The sequence below is a fragment of the Mesorhizobium sp. WSM3873 genome (assembly GCF_001672445.1).
GTDB lineage: Bacteria > Pseudomonadota > Alphaproteobacteria > Rhizobiales > Rhizobiaceae > Mesorhizobium.
Window position 1 is genome coordinate 1 of the sequence record NZ_LYTM01000003.1, and the last position, 18,615, is coordinate 18,615.

General features: G+C 64.0%; 18 protein-coding genes. 7 read left to right on the plus strand and 11 right to left on the minus strand.

From position 1 onward, the window contains the following. Positions 1-340: 340 nt before the first annotated feature. From A9K71_RS02645 to A9K71_RS02655, 3 genes are all read right to left on the minus strand, one after another. Positions 341-1,192: a sugar phosphate isomerase/epimerase gene (locus A9K71_RS02645; RefSeq protein ID WP_066990444.1), complete on the minus strand. Its 852-nt coding sequence runs from the start codon at positions 1,190-1,192 to the stop codon at positions 341-343. Between the two features lie 84 nt (positions 1,193-1,276). Further along, positions 1,277-2,464 (minus strand): Gfo/Idh/MocA family oxidoreductase, encoded by a 1,188-nt coding sequence (locus A9K71_RS02650; RefSeq protein ID WP_066990447.1) that lies wholly within the window; start codon positions 2,462-2,464, stop codon positions 1,277-1,279. Positions 2,465-2,616: 152 nt separating this feature from the next. Further along, positions 2,617-3,672, minus strand: coding sequence for a sugar phosphate isomerase/epimerase (locus A9K71_RS02655; protein ID WP_066990451.1), 1,056 nt, complete (start codon positions 3,670-3,672; stop codon positions 2,617-2,619). Between the two features lie 400 nt (positions 3,673-4,072). Between A9K71_RS02655 and A9K71_RS02660 the strand changes: the two genes are divergently transcribed. Genes A9K71_RS02660 through A9K71_RS02675 form a run of 4 tightly spaced genes read left to right on the plus strand, consistent with a single transcriptional unit; the run spans position 4,073 to position 7,891 of the window. After that, on the plus strand, positions 4,073-4,960 hold the full coding sequence (locus tag A9K71_RS02660) for a sugar phosphate isomerase/epimerase (protein WP_066989944.1): 888 nt from the start codon (positions 4,073-4,075) through the stop codon (positions 4,958-4,960). A gap of 59 nt (positions 4,961-5,019) precedes the next feature. Further along, positions 5,020-6,189, plus strand: coding sequence for a mandelate racemase/muconate lactonizing enzyme family protein (locus A9K71_RS02665; protein ID WP_066989946.1), 1,170 nt, complete (start codon positions 5,020-5,022; stop codon positions 6,187-6,189). A 2-nt stretch (positions 6,190-6,191) separates the two neighbouring features. Beyond that, complete coding sequence (locus A9K71_RS02670) at positions 6,192-6,908, plus strand: FadR/GntR family transcriptional regulator (protein ID WP_066989949.1); 717 nt, start codon at positions 6,192-6,194, stop codon at positions 6,906-6,908. 5 nt (positions 6,909-6,913) lie between these two features. Beyond that, complete coding sequence (locus A9K71_RS02675; RefSeq protein WP_066989952.1) at positions 6,914-7,891, plus strand: hydroxyacid dehydrogenase; 978 nt, start codon at positions 6,914-6,916, stop codon at positions 7,889-7,891. Between the two features lie 19 nt (positions 7,892-7,910). Here the strand turns inward: A9K71_RS02675 and A9K71_RS02680 are convergent, their stop codons facing one another. Beyond that, positions 7,911-9,206: an amidase gene (locus tag A9K71_RS02680; protein WP_066989954.1), complete on the minus strand. Its 1,296-nt coding sequence runs from the start codon at positions 9,204-9,206 to the stop codon at positions 7,911-7,913. Between the two features lie 111 nt (positions 9,207-9,317). Between A9K71_RS02680 and A9K71_RS02685 the strand changes: the two genes are divergently transcribed. Further along, the gene (locus A9K71_RS02685; protein ID WP_066989957.1) at positions 9,318-9,665 is read left to right on the plus strand and encodes a GFA family protein; all 348 of its coding nucleotides are present in this window, start codon (positions 9,318-9,320) and stop codon (positions 9,663-9,665) included. 61 nt (positions 9,666-9,726) lie between these two features. On the opposite strand, the gene A9K71_RS02690 is transcribed toward A9K71_RS02685, so the two are convergent. Further along, positions 9,727-10,941, minus strand: coding sequence for an MFS transporter (locus A9K71_RS02690; protein WP_066989960.1), 1,215 nt, complete (start codon positions 10,939-10,941; stop codon positions 9,727-9,729). Between the two features lie 138 nt (positions 10,942-11,079). Here A9K71_RS02690 and A9K71_RS02695 point away from each other — a divergent pair, with 138 nt between their 5' ends. Both A9K71_RS02695 and A9K71_RS02700 read left to right on the plus strand, forming a co-directional pair. Beyond that, entirely contained in the window at positions 11,080-12,048 is a 969-nt protein-coding gene (locus tag A9K71_RS02695) for an AraC family transcriptional regulator (RefSeq protein ID WP_066989963.1), read from the plus strand. Between the two features lie 110 nt (positions 12,049-12,158). After that, on the plus strand, positions 12,159-12,590 hold the full coding sequence (locus A9K71_RS02700) for a DUF4437 domain-containing protein (protein WP_066990454.1): 432 nt from the start codon (positions 12,159-12,161) through the stop codon (positions 12,588-12,590). 33 nt (positions 12,591-12,623) lie between these two features. Here the strand turns inward: A9K71_RS02700 and A9K71_RS02705 are convergent, their stop codons facing one another. The 6 genes from A9K71_RS02705 to A9K71_RS02730 all read right to left on the minus strand — a co-directional run bounded on the left by A9K71_RS02705 (position 12,624) and on the right by A9K71_RS02730 (position 18,293). Further along, a complete protein-coding gene (locus tag A9K71_RS02705; RefSeq protein WP_066989965.1) occupies positions 12,624-13,727 on the minus strand; it encodes an ABC transporter ATP-binding protein in 1,104 nt (367 codons plus the stop codon). Beyond that, complete coding sequence (locus A9K71_RS02710; protein WP_066989968.1) at positions 13,727-14,830, minus strand: ABC transporter ATP-binding protein; 1,104 nt, start codon at positions 14,828-14,830, stop codon at positions 13,727-13,729. The genes A9K71_RS02705 and A9K71_RS02710 overlap by 1 nt, the downstream gene beginning before the upstream one ends. Next, complete coding sequence (locus tag A9K71_RS02715) at positions 14,827-15,048, minus strand: hypothetical protein (RefSeq protein WP_066989971.1); 222 nt, start codon at positions 15,046-15,048, stop codon at positions 14,827-14,829. Before A9K71_RS02715 ends, A9K71_RS02710 begins: the two co-directional genes overlap by 4 nt. Next, on the minus strand, positions 15,045-16,001 hold the full coding sequence (locus tag A9K71_RS02720) for a carbohydrate ABC transporter permease (RefSeq protein ID WP_066989974.1): 957 nt from the start codon (positions 15,999-16,001) through the stop codon (positions 15,045-15,047). Before A9K71_RS02720 ends, A9K71_RS02715 begins: the two co-directional genes overlap by 4 nt. A gap of 1 nt (position 16,002) precedes the next feature. Further along, positions 16,003-16,908, minus strand: coding sequence for a sugar ABC transporter permease (locus tag A9K71_RS02725; RefSeq protein ID WP_066989977.1), 906 nt, complete (start codon positions 16,906-16,908; stop codon positions 16,003-16,005). Between the two features lie 68 nt (positions 16,909-16,976). After that, positions 16,977-18,293: an extracellular solute-binding protein gene (locus A9K71_RS02730; RefSeq protein ID WP_066989980.1), complete on the minus strand. Its 1,317-nt coding sequence runs from the start codon at positions 18,291-18,293 to the stop codon at positions 16,977-16,979. Positions 18,294-18,615: the final 322 nt, after the last annotated feature.

Sequence of the window (18,615 nt, forward strand, 5' to 3'; positions counted from 1 at the left end):
GAAACAGAAGTTCAGCAAGATCATGCCGCGCGTTGATGTCGCGCGGATCGCGAACTGCTTGCAGGATCGACAAAACAAGCCGCACTCGGGCCTCCTCTGCTACGAGAAAGCCTCTCAAGAATCCTTCCTTTGCGGCTTGGCAATAGCCAATCAACTTATCTGCGATTCCCCTGCCCTCGAGGGGGGAGAGGTGGCTCGGCGAAGCCGAGACGGATTGGGGGAACCACTAGGCAATCGCCGCGAACGCAAACAGAAAATGGACAAGGCGAAATCATCGTCTCGCCTTGCGCCAAGGGTCGCCGACGCAGGTCTCCTTTGCGTCACTATCGATCAGGGCGCCCTACGCCGCCTTCCTCCACCCATCCCTGATATGCCTGTACCCTTCGCGATACACCGCCTCCGGGCTTTCGGCAAAATCCCGCCACACCTTGGTCGCTGCCGCCAGATCCTTCAGCGAACGCCCGAACGACTCGATGGTCAGCCAGTCGTCATAGCCGCTCTTGCGGATCGCGGCGAAGGTTTCCTTCCAGGGAATATTACCCCGCCCCGGCACGCCGCGGTCGTTTTCCGAGATGTGGATGTGGACGACGTTCCGGCGATTGCGCGTATAGGCGCCGATCGGATCGACCTCCTCGATATTGGCGTGAAAGGTGTCGTACATCGCCTTGATGTGCGGGCGGTCGATCGCGTCGACATGCTCGGAAAGGTCGTCCATCGTGTTGACCAGATAGCATTCGAAGCGGTTCAGCGCTTCGAGCCCGATGGTGACGTCCCTCTTGCCGGCATGATCGCCAATGGCCCGCTGCGAGGCGACCGAGCGCTTCTTCTCGGCCGCTGTCGGCCCGCTGCCGGAAAAGGCGCCCAGCGTGGAATGCAGCGGCCCGCTCAGCCTGTCCGCGCCGAGCGCCGCGCTGCAGTCGATCGCCCATTTCATGTAATCGATGCCGGCCTTGCGCGTCGCGGTATCCGCAGAGATCAGGTTCATCGCCGGGTCGCCCATCGCCGAGACCGCGGTGCGCTCCAGTCCGATGCGATCGAGCATCTCGCCGAGCCTCTGGTAGTCATCCGGTTCGCCCGCGAAGACCGGTATCTCGACGCCGTCGAAGCCGGTTGCCTTGATGTCCTTCAGCAGCGCCTCGTGCTTTTTCGAGACGCTCGTCGTCCACAAGAACATGCACATGCCGATTTTCATCGACACCCCTCCTCTGCGGCCCACCACTTGCGCTAGCGGGTCACAATCCCCCTCATCCGGCCCGTGCCGTCGCCGAACCCGCCTTTATAGCCTCGTCCACGCCCCGTTCTTCTTCGAAGACTTCACGCACGCCTCGATGAAGGCCATGCCTTCGACGCCGTCCGCGATCGTCGGGAAGGCGACATCCGTGGCAAGCTTGCCGCCCTTTTTTCGGGCCGCGCGGATGGCGCGGGCCGCTTCCTGGTAGATATTGGCAAAACCTTCGAGATAGCCCTCCGGATGGCCGGAGGGCACGCGGCTGACGCGCGCCGCTACCGGCATCGCGCCGGCGCCCGCCCGGGTCAGCAACTGCTTCGGCTGGCCGAAGGGCGTGTACCAAAGATAGTTCGGGTCGGCCTGGACCCATTCGAGCCCGCCCTTCGAGCCATAGATCCGCAGCTTCAGCCCGTTCTCGTGGCCGGGCGCCACCTGGCTCGCCCAGATCATGCCCTTGGCCGGATGCTTGTTGCCAACCGGCTTGAAGCGCAACAGCACATTGACGTTGTCGTCGAGCTGGCGCCCCGGCACGAAGGCGTCGAGGTCGGCCGAAAGGGAATCGAGCTCCAGCCCCGAGACGAAGCGGGCGAGGTTATAGGCGTGCGTGCCAATGTCGCCGAGCGCGCCGCCGGCGCCGGCCTGCTTGGGGTCGGAGCGCCATGAGGCCTGCTTCTGACCGGTCGCGGCTAGGTCTTCGGTCAGCCAGTCCTGCGGATATTCCGACTGCACGATGCGGATGTCGCCGAGCATGCCCTTGGCCACCATCTCGCGCGCCTGCCGCACCATCGGATAGGCTGTGTAGTTGTGGGTGAGCACGAACACCTTTCCAGCCTTCTCGACCAGCGCGGCAAGCTTCTTCGCCTCGGCGAGCGAGGTCGCGAGCGGCTTGTCGCAGATGACGTGGATACCCGCCTCCAGGAAGGCCTTGGCCGCCGGCACATGCACATTGTTGGGCGTGACGATCGCCACTGCCTCGATGCCGTCCGGGCGTTTGGCTTCGGCCTTGGCCATCTCGGCATAGGAGCCGTAGCTGCGTGACGGATCGAGCCCGAGTTCTTCGGCCGAGGCCTTCGCGCGCGCCGGGTCCGACGACAGCGCGCCGGCCACCAGCACGAAGTCGTTGTCCATGCGCGCCGCAATCCGGTGCACCGCGCCGATGAAAGCGCCCTGCCCGCCGCCGACCATGCCGTAGCGGATCGGGCCGCCTCCCGTTTCCGATTTCGATGCGCCGACCATGCTTTCGTTCTCCCTCATGTTGGTTAGCTCCCCCTTGAGGGGAGGTCGATCCGCACAGCGGATCGGGTGGGGTCGCCGGGCGTGGATCTCGGCATGAACCGACCCAGCCCGGCCCTTTGGGCCACTCTCCCCTCGAGGGGAGGATAAAGGTGCTAAATCCCCATCATCGCGCGCAGCAGCTTCTTGTCGCTGGTGCCGCCGGCGAAATCATCAAAGGCCCTTTCGGTGACCCGGATGATATGATGCTGGATGAAGGGTGCGCCTTCGGCCGCGCCGTCCTCGGGATGCTTGAGGCAGCATTCCCATTCCAGCACCGCCCAGGAATCGTAGTTGTACTGGGTGAGCTTGGAGAAGATGCCGCTGAAATCGACCTGCCCGTCGCCGAGGGAACGGAAACGCCCGGCACGGTTCACCCAGCCCTGATAGCCCGAATAGACGCCTTGCCGCCCCGTCGGGTTGAACTCGGCATCCTTGACGTGGAAGGCCTTGATCCGCTCGTGGTAGATGTCGATGAACTCGAGATAGTCGAGCTGCTGCAAAAGGAAGTGCGACGGGTCGTAATTGATGTTGCAGCGCTTGTGGCCGCCGACCGCGTCGAGGAACATCTCGAAGGTCGCGCCGTCGAACACGTCCTCGCCTGGATGGATCTCGTAGCCGATATCGACGCCGTTCTCATCATAGACGTCGAGGATCGGCTTCCAGCGCTTGCCAAGCTCGGCAAACGCCTCCTCGATCAGCCCAGGCGGCCGCTGTGGCCACGGATAGAGGTACGGGAAGGCGAGCGCGCCGCTGAAGCTTACCGACGCCTTGAGGCCGAGATTCTTCGATGCCCTGGCGCCGAATTCCATCTGCTCGACCGCCCATTTCTGCCGGGCCTTCGGATTGTTGTGCACCTCCGGCGGCGCAAACCCGTCGAACTGCGCGTCGTAAGCTGGATGCACCGCGACCAACTGCCCCTGCAGGTGCGTCGACAGCTCGGTGATCTCGACGCCGGCTTCAGTGCAGATGCCCTTCACCTCGTCGCAATAGTTTTTCGATGACGCCGCCTTTTTCAGGTCGAACAGCCGTCCGTCCCAGGTCGGGATCTGTACGCCTTTGTAGCCGAGCCCGGCCGCCCATCTGGTGATCGAAGCCAGCGAATTGAACGGCGCGGCGTCGCCCGCGAACTGCGCCAGAAACAGGCCGGGCCCCTTCATCGTCGTCGGCATCGGCATCCTCCCTCTCTCGTTTTCATGGACCAAGCATAGCGCCGATTGAAGCGAGGGCTAGCCTCTTCGACCGTTCGTCTCGGCGCCGACAAGCAGCGGCATTCTGGTATTACCAAATACGGCTGTTTGGTCAAGCGGCCAGAAACAGTTGGAATGCGATCCGCACGATTGCCGAAAGGCAGCTTAATCTATTCAAATCAAAGCATTGACTGATAAATTGAGCCCAATAGGCGGTCTCCTTGCCGTTACTGTGAATTTGCTGTAGAGGTTCTGTCAGGCCCAATTGGTCGAACCAGTTTCGAGAAAAAACACTGGAACGCCGTGGGGAGGAGATCATGCGACGGGCTCGGTGGAGAACGCCGCGAAAAAAGTGACAGGCGAATTCTGGGAAGGATAGACCATGCATCTTTCGACGCACAACTGGATGCGGGCGGAGCCGCTGGAGGTGACGCTGAAGCGCATCAAGAAGTTCGGCTATGAGTCGATCGAGATTTCCGGCGAGCCCGAGCAGTACAAGACCAAGGAAACGCGCGCGCTCCTGAAGGAGCACGGCATACGTTGCTGGGGTTCGGTGACGCTGATGCTGGGCGAACGCAACCTTGCCGCCAAGAACCAGGGCCAGCGGGAGCGATCGGTACAGTATGTCAAAGACGTGCTGACCATGGTCAGCGAGCTTGACGGCGAGATCATCACGCTGGTTCCCGCCACCGTCGGCAAGGTGGTGCCCGACGGCACGGAGGCGGAAGAGTGGGGCTGGGTGGTGGACGCCACGCGCGAATGCTTCGCGCATGCCAAGAAGGTCGGCGTCAAGATCGCCGTCGAGCCGCTCAACCGCTTCGAGACCTACCTCTTCAATCGTGGTGCCCAGGCGCTCGCGCTCGCGGATGCGGTGAGCCCGGAATGCGGCGTCTGCCTCGACGCCTACCACATCCATATGGAGGAATTTAACGTCTATGACGCCATCCGCCAGGTCGGCAAGCGCCTCTACGACTTCCATGTCGCCGACAACAACCGCTTCGCCGCGGGTCTCGGCCAGATCGACTGGCCGAAGATCGTCGGCACGCTGAAGGAGATCGGCTATGACGGCGCGCTGACCAACGAGTTCGTCGCCCCGGTCGACCGCACGCCGGCCGCCCCTTATCCGGAGATGGTGGAGCGCAACCCGGTCGACATCTCGCCCGAGCAGCTCAAATTCATCCAGGATCACGGCTCCAGCGTGCTCACCGAGAAGTTCTACACCGATCAGATGCGCATCACCGCCGAAACGCTGCTGCCGCTGATCAAGTAGAGGGTCCGATTTGAGCTTAGCCCTACCGTCCTCGCCGGGCGGCGGGTCCGGGGATCAAGATGCGTATAAAAAGCGTCCAGGCCTGGTGGGTTCGCATACCGATCGAAGTCGCAAAGCAGCATCGCAGCGACTTCGGTCAGGTGACGACGTTCGACGCCGCCATCCTGCGCGTCGAGACCGACGACGGCCTGGTCGGCTGGGGCGAGGGCAAGAACGCCGCCGGCAGCGCCGGCAGCTACGGCGCGCTGGTCCACATGCTGAATCACGAAATTGCGCCGCAGCTCATCGGCCGCGATCCGGCCGATATCGGTATCATCTGGGAGATGCTCTACAACGGCGTGCGACACCACACGGCGGCCCATGCCGGCCATGCCATGCCCCAGCTGGCGCGGCGCGGCATGAGCGTGGCGGCGATCAGCGCCGTCGACATCGCGCTTTGGGACATCCTCGGCAAGTCACTGGGGCAGCCGGTCTGGCGGCTGCTCGGCGGCCGCAAGGTCGAGCGCATGCAGGCCTATGCCTCGGGCGGCTGGGCGCCAGCCGATACCATCGGCGACCAGCTCAAATCCTATATCGCCAAAGGCGGTTTCAAGGCGCTGAAGATGCGCATCGGCGCCATGGACGGCGCGCCGCATATCTCGGCCGCGCGCGTCCGCGCCGCCAGGGAAGCGATCGGCCCTGATGTCGAACTTATGGTGGACGCGCACGGCACCTACACCGTCGCCGAGGCCAAGCGCTTCATCAGCCTCACCGCCGATCTCGATCTGGCCTGGTTCGAGGAGCCGGTGATCGCCGACGACAAGTCCGGTATGGCCGAGGTGCGCGCGTCCGGTTCGACCCCGATCGCCACCGGCGAGAGCGAGGCGACGCGCTACGCCTTCCGCGATCTGGCCGTGTTGAAATCGGCCGACATCTTCCAGCCTGATCCCGCCTTCTGCGGCGGCATCAGCGAGGCGATGAAGATCGGCACCATCGCCAGCGCCTTTAACCTGCGCTTCGCGCCGCATCTGTGGGCCGGCGCGCCCTGCTTCTTCGCCGGACTGCATGTCTGCGCGGCTTCCCCCGCGACCTTCATCGTCGAGTATTCGCTGGGCGCCAATCCGATGATCCACGATCTCGTCGAGGAGACTGTCGAAGCAAAGGACGGTATGATAGCGATCCCTGAAAAGCCCGGATTGGGTTTCACCGTTTCGGAGCGATTCCTGGAGGCGCACGCGCTACGCATTTGACGATGAAAGAAAAGAACCTTCTTGCGGAACTCGCCGCCTATCTGTTCTCCAACTCGGACAAGGAGTCGGGCCGCACGCCGTCGGAGCGCGAGCTGGCGGAGCATTTCGCCGTCAGCCGCGGCCAGATACGCGAGGCGCTTGCCATCCTCGAAGCGATGCGCATCGTCGAGCGCCGCGCCAAGTCCGGCATCTATATCGATACCAAGCAGGCGAGCGTGGAAGCGTTAGCGCTTTTCGCCCGCGCGGGCCTGCCGCTCGATCCGGTGCAGATCTACGAGACCGTCGAGCTGCGCAAGATCCACGAGATCAAGGCGGCCGAGCTTGCCTGCTCACGCGCCACCGAGGAGAATTTCGAGCGGCTGCGCGAGATCCTGAAGGCTTCCGAGGAGCGCATCGCCGCCGGCGAAGGCCTCGCCAGGGAAGACCGCGAGTTCCACCTCGAGATCGTGCGAGCGACCAAGAACGGTGTCTTCCACAACATCTGCAGCGTCTACTACCTGATGGGCGAGCAGCGCCTGCCGATCTATTTCAACGATCTGGAGCGCAGCATGCGCTCGCATGCCGAACACATCCAGATCTACGAGGCGCTGTTGCGCCGCGACGGCAACCTCGCCCAGGCGCTGATGAGTGCGCACCTGCAAGGAGCCGAGAGCTACTGGAAGGGGATTATAGAAGGTCGCTGGACCGAGCCGAAAAGCGCGGCGCTCGAAAGGGCCTGAGTTTCATGCGCAAGATCCTGTCGACGCACCCGCTACATCCGCGCGCGACAAGCATGCTGGCGGGAGCCGGCCGGCTGGTCGTCGCCTCCGCGCTCGATGCAAGAACACTGGCTGCCGAGGCGAAAGACGCAGACATCGTCATCGTCCGAGCGCCGCTGCCGCCGGAGCTGTTCGCAGGCGCGTCCCTGTTGCGCGCCGCGATCCGCCACGGCGCGGGACTGGACATGATCCCGGTCGAGGCGGCCACCGCCGCCGGCGTGCTGGTGGCGAACGTGCCGGCCGTCAATGCCCGCTCGGTGGCCGAACATGTAATGTTCACGGCGCTGGCGCTGCTCAGGCGCTTCCGCATGATGGATCGCGACCTGCGCGCCAGGGGCTGGCTCGCCGGGCGCGAGCATGCCAATTCGACCAGCGAGCTCGCCGGCAAGACGATCGGCATCGTCGGCCTTGGCGCCGTCGGCCAGGCCGTCGGCCACATCGCCGCGCACGGCTTCGACCTCAATGTCGTGGCGACGACGCGCAGCCTGCGCCCGGCGCCCGAGCGCGTCGGTTTCCTGTCGATAGACGCGCTGGTCGAGCAGAGCGACATCATCGTGCTCTGCTGCCCGCTGACCGAGGAGACACGCGGCCTGATCAGCCGCGAGCGCATCGCCCGCATGAAGCCCAATGCGCTGTTGATCAATGTCTCGCGCGGGCCGGTGGTCGATGACGAGGCGCTGATCGAAGCCCTGCGAAGAGGCCGCATCGGCGGTGCGGCGCTCGACGTCTTTGTGACCCAGCCGCTGCCGCCGAGCCATCCCTATTTCAGCTTCGACAACGTCATCATCACTCCGCATATGGCCGGCATCACCGAGGAATCGATGATGCGCATGGGCGTCGGCGCGGCGAACGAGGCCTTGCTGGTGCTTGCCGACAAGCTGCCGGTCAACCTGCGAAATCCGGAAGTGATCGAGCGTTACCGTCGGCGCTTTCCTGCCCCCTGACTGCGTCCCTGTCACGACCTTATCCGCTCAGCAAAGCCTCCACTGCGGCAGCAATTCCGAGCAGACGTCGGTCGTGCCCATGCCTCGCCACCAGCATCAGCCCAGCCGGCAGCTTCGTGCCCGGCATCGGCAGCGAGATTGCACAGAGATCGAACTGGTTGGCGACCTGCGTGTTGCGCAGGAGCAAGCCTTCCGTCCTGTCGCGTAGCGCTTCGTCGCCGGCCATCGCCGCGATCGACGGGGCGACCATCGGCACGGTCGGCAGAGCAAGCGCGTCGATCGTTTGCAGCCGTTCCGCCATGGCCGCGACCAGTTCCGCCCGGCGGCGCATTGTCCTGATATAGGCGGAAGCGGGAACCGTCAGCGCGCGCGACAAAGGCCCACTGACATGTGGGTCGACGGGCACCGAGGCTCCGGTCGCCAGCCAGTCGGCATGCACTTCCGCACCCTCCATCGACGCGATCGAGGCGCGCATGGTCGCCGCGCGCATCTCGCCAAGGAGGTCATCGATCGATAGATCGGTGACGCGTGCGCCTGCCCGCTCCATCTGGCTGGTGCACGCCTCAAAGGCCACGGCGACCTCCGCTAGCGTGTCGTCAAACAGTCGGCCGCGCGGAACGCCGATGCGCAGACCGGCGAGCGGGATCGGCTGGAGGGGAACTGGCTCCTCTCCCGCCATGATCGCGTCGGCAACCGCGCAATCAGCGACGCTGCGGGCGAGCGGACCGATCGAATCCAGTGTCGCCGACAAGAAAAACGCGCCGTCCAAGGACACGCGCCGGGCCGTCGGCTTGAAGCCGACGACGCCGTTGAGCGAGGCCGGAATGCGCACCGAGCCGCCCGTGTCCGAGCCGATCGAGATCTGGCTGCTGCCTTCGCCTACCGCAACGCCGGCGCCGGACGAAGAACCGCCCGGGATCAGGCTGGCATCCGCCGCATTGCCCGGCGTGCCGTGGTGCAGGTTGTCGCCGATCGCGGTGAAGGCGAATTCGGTCATGTTGGTCTTGCCGAGGATCACCGCGCCCGCCTGGCGCAGCCGGCGCACGATCGCCGCGTCCTGCGCGGCGGGCTGAGCACCGGCGAGCATCAGCGAGCCTGCCCGGGTCGGCTCGCCGGCGACATCGAACAAATCCTTGATCGACACGACCACGCCATCGAGCGGCCCGAGGCAGACGCCGGCTCTTTGCCGCGCGTCGGCTGCATCCGCTGCGGCGAGCGCCGCCTGCGCATAGAGCTTGACGTAGACCTTTTCGTCAGCCGCGCGATTGGCAAGACGTGACAGGATGATTTCGAGACGGTCGCGCACGGATTGCATGTCGATGTCGGACTCCGCAAGGATGCAACGTCTTTAAGGCAGCCGATTTGGCTAGCGGATGGATAACCCGGCAAGGGTGCCTTTGCACCTGCCAGCGATGGAAAGAGACTGATGCTGTACAAAGGCAGTTGCCACTGCGGCAAGGTGGCTTTCGAGGTCGCAGGCGAGCTCGGCGGCGCGGTGCGCTGCAACTGCTCGATCTGCGCGCGCAAGGGGGCGCTGCTTTGGGCCGTGCCGCACGCCAGCATGCGCCTGGTTGCCTGGGCCGACGACCTCGGAAAATACACCTTCGGCAAGGGCGCAATCGCGCATCGCTTCTGCCGGACCTGCGGCATCCATCCCTTCGCCGAGGATGTCAGTCAAGGCAGCGAGCGCAGCGCCTACATCAACATCAATTGCCTCGACGGCATCGATCTCGCCGCCATCGAGGTTTTCGAGTTCGACGGCCGCTCGGCTTAGCCCAGACTGCATCGCCCTGCCGACAAGCCGGCCGTACCGGCTGGCTTGTCGGCGTCCAAGGTTATTTAGCCTGTTTCGGCCCGACGGCGAAAGTCACCAGCGCCGCGAGCAGCGTTGCCATGGCACCGTAGCCGAATGCGCTGGCGACGCCGGCATGGTCGACCAGCAGGCCGCCGAAGACTGCGCCCAGCGCGATCGCCACCTGGAACGTCGCTACCATCAGGCCGCCGGCGCTCTCGGCCTGGTCGGGAGCGGCGCGCATCAGCCAAGTCTGCAGCGCGACCGGCACCGCGCCGAAGGCAAAGCCCCATGCCGCAACAGCGATTGCCGCAATCACCGGTGAAGTGCCGACGGTGAGCATGGCAAGCGCCGACAGCGCGATCAGCAGCGGCGCCAATCCGACCGCAAGCTTCAGATTGCGCTCGGCCAGGAAGGCGCCGGCGAAATTGCCGAAGAAGCCGCCGATGCCATAGGCGAGGAGCACCAGCGAGATGGTCTCGATCGGCATGACCGGCACCGTCTCCAGGAATGGCCGCACATAGGTGAAGCCGGCAAACTGTCCCGAGGCGACGAGCAGCACGACCAGCAGGGCGATGCGGATCGTCCGCCGCTTCAGCACCTCGATCAGCGTGCGAAAGCTCGCCACGGCCGTCGGCGGCAGGCTGGGGATGGTGGCAAGCTGTACGAGCAGCGTCAGCGCGCCGACCACCGCCGCGATCATGAAGGCCGTACGCCAGCCCCAGATGTCGCCGACATAGGCGCCGACCGGCGCCGCGGTGACGGTCGCCACCGATACGCCAGTCAGGATGATCGACATGGCGCGCGGCATCAGCCGCATCGGCACCAGCCGCATCGCCATGGCGGCCGACATCGACCAGAAGCCGCCGAGCGCGACGCCCAGCACCACGCGGGCCAGAAGCAGCATCGTGAGCGAGGAGGCGAAGGCGGCAAGCAGGTTGGAGACGATCAGAAGCACGGTGAGCAGCCACATGACCAGCCTGCGGTCCAGCCGCTTGGTGACGATGGCCATCGTGGGTGCTGCGATCGCGCCGACGACGGCCGTCGCCGTCACGGCCTGGCCGGCGGCGCCTTCGCTGACGCCGAGATCCTGCGCCAGCCGCGTCAGCAGGCTGGCGGGCAGAAATTCGGCGGTCACCAAGCCAAACACGCCGAGCGCCAGCGAGACCACCGCGCCCCATACCGGCTCGCTTCGCTCCTCGGCTTCGGTTCTATCGAGAACGGCGGCGTCGATGACGCCTGTGGCGGGTTCGGTCATGGGAAAATCTCCGTTCTGTTTTGCGGCGCCATTTGGAAGACCGCCAGTTCGGGATCCACCCGTTACAGGCCCGGCGCGCGACGCTGCAGTGCAACATAGGGACTGACGGGCTGGAGTTTCCATGCTAGAAACGCCGAAATGAATTACAATTCGTCCATAACCACATTCCCGGCGTCCGGCGATCCGCTGACCGACATGCTGCGCGGATTGCGGCTCGACGGCGTCGATTATGGCCGCTGCGTGCTGGGCGAACCGTGGGCCGTTTCCTTCCCCGCGCAGAAGGCGGCGCGGTTCCATTTCATCGGCCAGCAGGGCTGCTGGCTATTCTCACCGGCCAAGGAATGGATCGAGCTCTCGGTCGGCGACGCGCTCTTGATCCCGCGTGGCGACGAGCATGTGCTGGCGAGCGCGCCGGGCGTTCCGCCCGTGCCGATCGGCCGCTACACGATCGAGCCGGTCTGCGAGAACATCTATGACGTCTCCAACGGCTGCGACGGCCGCAAGACCTTGCTGTTTTGCGGCAGCATGCATTTCAATCTCGACGGCTCGCATCCGCTGCTCGACATGATGCCCGACCTGATGCAAGCGCATAAGCTGATGGCGAACGCGCCGGGCATCCACCATCTGCTCGATGCGATGGCCGGCGAGGTGACGATGGACCGGGTCGGCTCCGGCGGCATTCTCGCCCGCCTGGCTGACGTGCTCGCCGCCACAATCATCCGCTCCTGGGTAGAGAACGGCTGCGGCGACGCGACCGGATGGATCGCCGCGGTCCGCAATCCTGACGTCGGCAAGGTGCTCGCCGCCATTCATCTGCAGCCCGACCGGGATTGGACGGTGGCGGCCCTGGCCCGATTGATGGGCGCGTCTCGCTCCGCCTTCGCGCAGCGCTTCGCCACCGTGGTCGGCGAGACGCCGGCCAAATATGTGCTGCGCGTGCGCATGCATCAGGCGCGGCAATGGCTCGCCCGCGACGGGATGCGGGTGTCGGTGGTGGCGGCGAAACTGGGCTACGATTCGGAAGCTTCCTTCAGCCGCGCCTTCAAGCGGGTGATGGGTGTCGCGCCGAGCCATCTGCGCAACGGCGGCGGCGGCGAGCAATCCTGACAGCCGGCGTTCAGGTCGCTACCAGGCTGGAGGAATTGCCAAGTCTTTTGGACGACGCATCATTCTCCACCGACAGGAAGCGCCTAAGCTGGCCACAGGAGGAACCGCTCATGGCTAACCAACTCGCAGCACTTGCGCTCGCCGCGCTCACCATCTCTCCTGGGCAGGCATTCGGCCTTGAAGACAGCTATCTGCCGGCCGACAAGATCCCTTATGTCGTTGAATCGCCGGACCAGCCGCAGCGCCTCGGCCCGCTATGGGGCTCGCGAGCCGAGGGCGCGGCCGGCACGCTGCTCAAAGTTCCCGGCAACTGGCGCGCGCCGGTCCACGCGCACACCGCCGACTATCGCGCCGTGGTCATCAAGGGGCTCTGGGCGCATTGGCAGATCCAAGGCGGCGAGGCGACCAGGGTCGAGCTGCCGCCGGGCTCCTACTGGACCCAGAAAGCCAACGAGATGCATGACGATGCCTGCCTGTCCGACACCGAATGCGTGATCCTGCTGATCAACGACACGCCCTACGAGACCTATCTGCCGAAGTAAGTGCAAGCCGACAGCATTCGGCCGGTCCGCCCGCTATCCGGCGTGCCGCAAGCTGACGCCGGTGCCCTTATCGAACAGCACCACCTTGTCCGCGTTCCAGGCAAAGCGGACCGGCTGCTCGATCTCGACGGCGGTTCTCGCCGGCACGGTGGCTCTCAGCATCGTGTCGCCGACCCTCAGCGTCACGATCTTCTCGACGCCGTGGTTCTCGATGTCGTGGACCTTAGCCTCGACCGGCGCGCCGCCTTCCAGATAGACGTCCTCCGGACGGATGCCGAAGACGAGCGGGCGACCGTCGCTCGCGCCGCTCGTCTTTAGCCCCCAAGAAACCCTGGCGCCCCCGCCAACCGGCAATTCGAAACTCATCGGCGCCATCACCGCGCGGTCGTCGACCAGCTTGCCGTCGATGAGGTTCATCGGCGGCGAGCCGACGAAGCTTGCGACATAGGTATCGCGCGGATTGTTGTAGATCTCCTGCGGCGTGCCGGTCTGCACGATGCGGCCATGGTTCAGCACGCCGACCTTGTCGCCCATCGACATCGCTTCGATCTGGTCGTGGGTGACGAACAGGAAGGTGGCACCGAGCTGCATCTGCAGGTTCTTCAACTCCGTGCGCAGCGCCTCGCGTAGCTTGGCGTCGAGCGCCGACAGCGGCTCGTCCATCAGGAACACGCGTGGTTTGCGCACGATCGCGCGGCCGATCGAGACCCGCTGCATCTCGCCACCGGAGAGCCGGTCGGTCTTGCGGTCGAGCAGGTGCTCGATGCGCAGCGTGCGGGCGGCGCGCGCGACGCGGTCCTTGATCTCGGCATCCGGCAGCCGGCGGATCTTTGGCTTCAGCGGAAACTCGAGATTCTGCCGCACCGTGTAGCGCGGATAGAGCGAATATTGCTGCAGCACCAAGGCCACGTCGCGCTCGGCCGCGCTCCAGTCGGCGACGTCGACGCCGTCGATGAAGACCTGGCCCTCGGTCGGTTTCTCGAGGCCGGCGATCATCCGGAGCGTCGTCGTCTTGCCGGCGCCGGTTTCGCCCAAAAGCACGAAGAACTCGCCATCGGCGATATCGAGGTTGAGACCCGTCAGCGCGGTATGGCCGCCGAACTTCTTGGTGATGTTCTTCAGTTCGATATGGGCCATTACAGCCTTACTCCCAGCGACTTGCCGCTTGCCGTGTCGAAGAAATGCGCCTGCTCGGGGTCGATGCGGGCATGAACCTTCTCGCCCGGACCCGACACGTAGCCGGCCTTGGTGCGGGCGCGCAGCATCTTGGAGCCGACCTTGAGGTCGACAATGTCGAAGGAGCCGAGCGGCTCGATAATTTGCGCTTCGACCGGCACGTAGCCAGGAGCGGCATCATGCCGGACGAGCACGCCTTCCGGACGGATGCCGAGCGTCAAGCCACCATTGGAATGCCCGTTGAGCCTGGAGAGGAGCTCGCGCGGGAACTCGAAACCCGTCGGCGCACCGCCGACGGTGACGGAGGCGGCGCCGGCCTGATCGGTGACGCTCGCCTCGGCGATGTTCATCACCGGGCTGCCGACGAATTGCGCCACGAACAGGTTTGCCGGATGCGAGTAGACCTCGTCCGGCGTGCCGACCTGCTGGATGAAGCCCTCGTGCATGATGACGATGCGGTCGGCCAGACTCATCGCCTCGATCTGGTCGTGGGTGACATAAATCGTGGTCGATCCCTGCTTGATGTGCAGCCGCTTGATCTCGGCCCGCATTTCCTCGCGCAGCTTGGCGTCCAGCGCGCCGATCGGCTCATCCATCAGCATCGCCTTCGGCCGCCGCACCAGCGCGCGGCCGATCGCCACGCGTTGCATGTCGCCGCCCGAAAGCGCAGACGGCCGCTTGTCGAGCAGGTCGGTGATCCGCAACACCCGTGCGATCTCGCGCACCGAGGTGTCGACCTCACCGCTGCTCATCCGCGTGGCCCGCAACGGAAAGGCGATGTTCTCGAACACCGTCATATGCGGATAGAGCGAGAAGGACTGGAACACCATGGCGATGTCGCGGTCGGCGGCTTTCAGATGCTGCACCGCCTTGCCGTCGATCAGGATGTCGCCCTTATCGATCGTCTCGAGCCCAGCAATCGCGCGCAGCGTCGTCGTCTTGCCGCAGCCCGACTGTCCAAGCAGCACGATGAACTCATTGTCGGCGATGGCGAGGTTCAGATTATGGATGACCTGGACCGCACCGAAGAATTTCTCGATGCCGCGAAGTTCGATCTGCGTCACTGCCCGGCCCCCTCATGCGTCACGGCGCCGGTTTCCTCTCTCTGCTCCGGTGCGATTTTCGACGTGATGTTGAAGCCGATCAGCCCGATCAGGATGATCGTCACCCCATAGGAATGCAGGCTGAGGCTCCATGGCTGGCAGAGCGCGACGATGCCGAGCACCATGAGGATCTGCGATGCCGGCAAAAGGTACTTCTCGTTGACGGCGCGAAAACTCATTTGCGGATCGCTCCGAAAGTCACGCCGCGAAGCAGGTGGTTGCGCAGCAGGAAGGTGAAGATCGCAACCGGCAGCAGGAACAGGAACGTGCCCGCCGCGATCGTGGTCCAGTCCGGCAGGCCGGAGCCGATCTGCGACGGGATGAAGGGCGGCGCCGTCTGGGCGCGCCGGTTGGTCATGATCAGCGCGAAGGCGTACTCGTTCCAGGCGGTGATGAAGCAGAACACGGCGGTGGCGGCGATGCCGGTTGCGGCCTCGGGCAGAACGATCTTGAAGAAGGCCTGCATGCGCGTATAGCCGTCGACAAGTGCTGCCTCCTCATACTCTTTCGGGATCTCATCCATGAAGCCCTTCATCAGCCAGACCGAGAAGGACAGGTTGAAGGCGACGTAGAGGATGATCAGGCCGATATGGGAGTCGTTGAGGCCAACTGCCCGGTACATCAGGAACATCGGGATGGCGACGACCACCGGCGGCAGCATGCGCGTCGAGAGGATGAAGAACAGAAGGTCCGCCTCGCCGGCAATCTTGAAACGCGAGAAGCCGTAGGCGGTGAAGGTTCCCATGCCGACGGCGAGAACGGTGCTGACCACCGCCACGATCAGGCTGTTCATGAACCGGTCGGGATATTGCGAAAGCTGCACATCCTTGCCGACCTTCAGCACCCGCTCGCCGCCGTCGTAGATGCGCTTTTCCCACCAGGGCGCGGCTTCGTAGACTTGCGGGTCGACGGTCTTCTGCATCTGCACGCGCTTGGTGAAGAGCCGCACGAACGGCGTCACCTCGGGCTCGAACAGCACGGTTGGCGGCACGCTGACGGCGAGCTCCTTCGGCTTGAATGCCGTCGAGGCGATCCAGTAGATCGGTGCGAGGAAGACCAGCGTGGCGATCAGCACCGCGGCGATGGCGACACGGTTGAGCGCGACCTCGGAAGAAGTGCGGACAGCGGCCATCTCAGCGCTCCTTCACCTTGTTGAGATACTTCACGTAGAGGTTGGTGATGGCCAGCACCATGATCAGCACGATGTAGGCGAGCGCGCAGGATTTGCCGGTGTCCCACTGCTGGAAGGCCTGCTTGTAGAGCCGGATCGCGATCAGCTCGGCGGTCGGCTGAGTCGTCATCGTGTAGGCGATGTCGAAGGTCTTGAAGGCTTCCATGGTGCGGAAGATCAGCGCGATCAAAAGGATCGGCGAGACCAGCGGCAACGTGATGCGGGTGAAGGTGTACCACCAGCTGGCGCGGTCGATCGCCGCGGCCTCGTAGAGGTGCTGCGGCACCGCCGACAGACCGGCGAGCGACAGCAGCATGACGAAGGGCGACCACATCCAGATGTCGGTGATCGCGACGGCGTAGAGGGCGCTGTCGGGATTGGAGAGCCAGGCGAAGTCGCCGAGGCCGAAGACGTAGTTGATCGGTCCCCAGGACGGGCTGTAGAGCAGCTGCCAGAACAGGCCGACGACCGCCGCCGACATCATCATCGGCAGCAACAGCAAGGTCGTGATCAGGCCCTTCATCGGAAAGCTGCGGTTGAGCAGAAGCGCGAGGCCGAAGCCTACGATCATCTGCCCGGCCACCGACACGATCACATATTTCGCGGTGATGACGAAGTTCGACCAGATGTGACCGTCGCTGAGCAGCTCGCGGTAATTCTGCAGGCCGACGAACTGCCAGGGCTCGCTGCGGTTCGCGGCGAAGTTGGTGAAGGAATAGCCGAGCGAATAGATCAGCGGAAAAATGTTGAAGACGATGAGGAAAACCAGCGTCGGGATGATGAACATGTTGCGGATGGTCAGATCCGACCAGCCTCGCGCGGCGGCCCTGGATGCTGGATCAAGATTGGTAAGGGCTACCGAAGCCAACGGTCGTTCTCCCTGAAAAACAGGAATGCCGGAGGGGAAACCCTCCTCCGGCGTTCTGACTGTGACGCCTACTTGTAGCGGTTGTATTTGGTGAACGTCGCCTTCCAGTCGGCGGCGGTCTTGTCGAGCGCTTCCTGGGCGGTGCCCTTGCCGCCGACCACGAACGGATAGATGTTCTGGTTCAGCTGATCGAGCACTTCGGCATATTCAGGCGTTGCCCAGAAGTCCTTGACCATGAACATCGTGTCGTAGAAGGCCTTGTTATACGGCGTAGCGTTCTGGAAGGCCTCCGACTTAAGCACGGCCTGGCTGCAGGTATAGCCGCCGAGCTCGGCCCACTTCTTCTGGGTCTCGTCCTTGATGAACCACTCAAGGAATTTCATCGCCTCGTCCTTGTTCTTCGAGTACGAGACGACGGAGATGCCCTGGCCGCCGAGAGCGGCGAACCGCTTGCCGTCCGGACCGGCCGGGTTGGCGAAGAAGCCGGTCACGTCGGCGTAGGGGTTGGTGGCCTTGTTCACCAGCGGCGGGAAGAAGGCGAAGAAGTTCATGCTCATCGCGGCGAGCCCGCCGGTGATGGCCTGGTTGTCTTCCACGAAGAACGTCTTGCCCCAGCCGGGAGGCGTGAATTTGTAGAGTTCCTTGTACATTTCGAGGCCGGCGACGGCCTCCTTGGAATTGGTGATGCCGTCGACCTTGTAGGTCGCGTAGTCGCCGAGATCGCCGCCATAGCTGAAGATCGCGCTTTCGACGCCCATCGCCATCGCGTCATACGAGTTGTCGGTGTAGATCGCGACGCCGTAGCGCTTCTGGTCCGGACGATGGAAGAACTCGGCGATGTCGCGCAGCTGCGCATAGGTCTTGGGAACATCGAGGTCGTAGCCGTACTTCGCCTTGAAGGCTTCCTTCTCCTTCGGGTCCTCGAACCAGTCCTTGCGGTAAGACCAGCCGATCGCATCGCCTTCCAGCGGGATCGCCCAGTACTTGCCGGAACCGCCCGGGTACTCGGCATAATATTTGATGGTGGCGGGCGCCATCACATCGCCAAGCTTATGCTTGTTGAAGAAGTCGGTCAGATCCACATAGTGGCCCTGCGTCGAGCCGGCGCCCAGCCATTGCGAGTCGCCGACCACCATGTCGTAGGCGTCGCCATGCGCGTTGAACTCGGTGAAGGCCTTGGTCTGGAAATCAGGCCACGGCGTGGTCTGCACCGTGACTTTCACGCCCGTCTCGGCCGTGTAGTCGTTGACGAGTTCCTGCAGATAGTTCGCCGGATCCCATTCCGCCCAGAAGATGGTGAGTTCCTTGTCTTGCGCGCGGACGGATGTCCCGCAGGCAAGCGCCAGCCCGATACCAGCGATCACGCTGGTCACTATCTTGCGCATAGTTTTCCTCCCTTGTGCGCCTTCTACCTTGTCATGCGGGCCGGCATAGCGGTCGGCCCTGGCAGTTCCTCCCGTGACGGCATTTTCCGGTTTCGGGCCTCCTCGCCCGACCGGAAAAATCGATCGCAACCTTCACCTTCGCTCCGCTTTACGCGTCCTGATCTGGTATTACCAATTCAAGAGGGACGTCAAGTTCTTTCTTGTGCAGTCCAAAACGGCTCCACGAGCCGCTCAAAGCGATATCCCTCTGTTTTCTATAATTTTTCGTACTCCTTGATATGCGGAGACCTTGTCTCCAGCGGTGTATTGCACTCATTGTTGT

Bases quoted from the DNA above. Each gene is read 5' to 3' on its own strand.
- A9K71_RS02655 (WP_066990451.1), bottom strand. From the start codon at position 3,672: ATGCCGACGACGATGAAGGGGCCCGGCCTGTTTCTGGCGCAGTTCGCG.
- A9K71_RS02705 (WP_066989965.1), bottom strand. From the start codon at position 13,727: ATGGCCCATATCGAACTGAAGAACATCACCAAGAAGTTCGGCGGCCAT.
- A9K71_RS02650 (WP_066990447.1), bottom strand. From the start codon at position 2,464: ATGGTCGGCGCATCGAAATCGGAAACGGGAGGCGGCCCGATCCGCTAC.
- A9K71_RS02730 (WP_066989980.1), bottom strand. From the start codon at position 18,293: ATGCGCAAGATAGTGACCAGCGTGATCGCTGGTATCGGGCTGGCGCTT.
- A9K71_RS02685 (WP_066989957.1), top strand. From the start codon at position 9,318: ATGCTGTACAAAGGCAGTTGCCACTGCGGCAAGGTGGCTTTCGAGGTC.
- A9K71_RS02675 (WP_066989952.1), top strand. From the start codon at position 6,914: ATGCGCAAGATCCTGTCGACGCACCCGCTACATCCGCGCGCGACAAGC.
- A9K71_RS02680 (WP_066989954.1), bottom strand. From the start codon at position 9,206: ATGCAATCCGTGCGCGACCGTCTCGAAATCATCCTGTCACGTCTTGCC.
- A9K71_RS02690 (WP_066989960.1), bottom strand. From the start codon at position 10,941: ATGACCGAACCCGCCACAGGCGTCATCGACGCCGCCGTTCTCGATAGA.
- A9K71_RS02670 (WP_066989949.1), top strand. From the start codon at position 6,192: ATGAAAGAAAAGAACCTTCTTGCGGAACTCGCCGCCTATCTGTTCTCC.
- A9K71_RS02700 (WP_066990454.1), top strand. From the start codon at position 12,159: ATGGCTAACCAACTCGCAGCACTTGCGCTCGCCGCGCTCACCATCTCT.
- A9K71_RS02720 (WP_066989974.1), bottom strand. From the start codon at position 16,001: ATGGCCGCTGTCCGCACTTCTTCCGAGGTCGCGCTCAACCGTGTCGCC.
- A9K71_RS02695 (WP_066989963.1), top strand. From the start codon at position 11,080: ATGAATTACAATTCGTCCATAACCACATTCCCGGCGTCCGGCGATCCG.
- A9K71_RS02645 (WP_066990444.1), bottom strand. From the start codon at position 1,192: ATGAAAATCGGCATGTGCATGTTCTTGTGGACGACGAGCGTCTCGAAA.
- A9K71_RS02715 (WP_066989971.1), bottom strand. From the start codon at position 15,048: ATGAGTTTTCGCGCCGTCAACGAGAAGTACCTTTTGCCGGCATCGCAG.
- A9K71_RS02665 (WP_066989946.1), top strand. From the start codon at position 5,020: ATGCGTATAAAAAGCGTCCAGGCCTGGTGGGTTCGCATACCGATCGAA.
- A9K71_RS02660 (WP_066989944.1), top strand. From the start codon at position 4,073: ATGCATCTTTCGACGCACAACTGGATGCGGGCGGAGCCGCTGGAGGTG.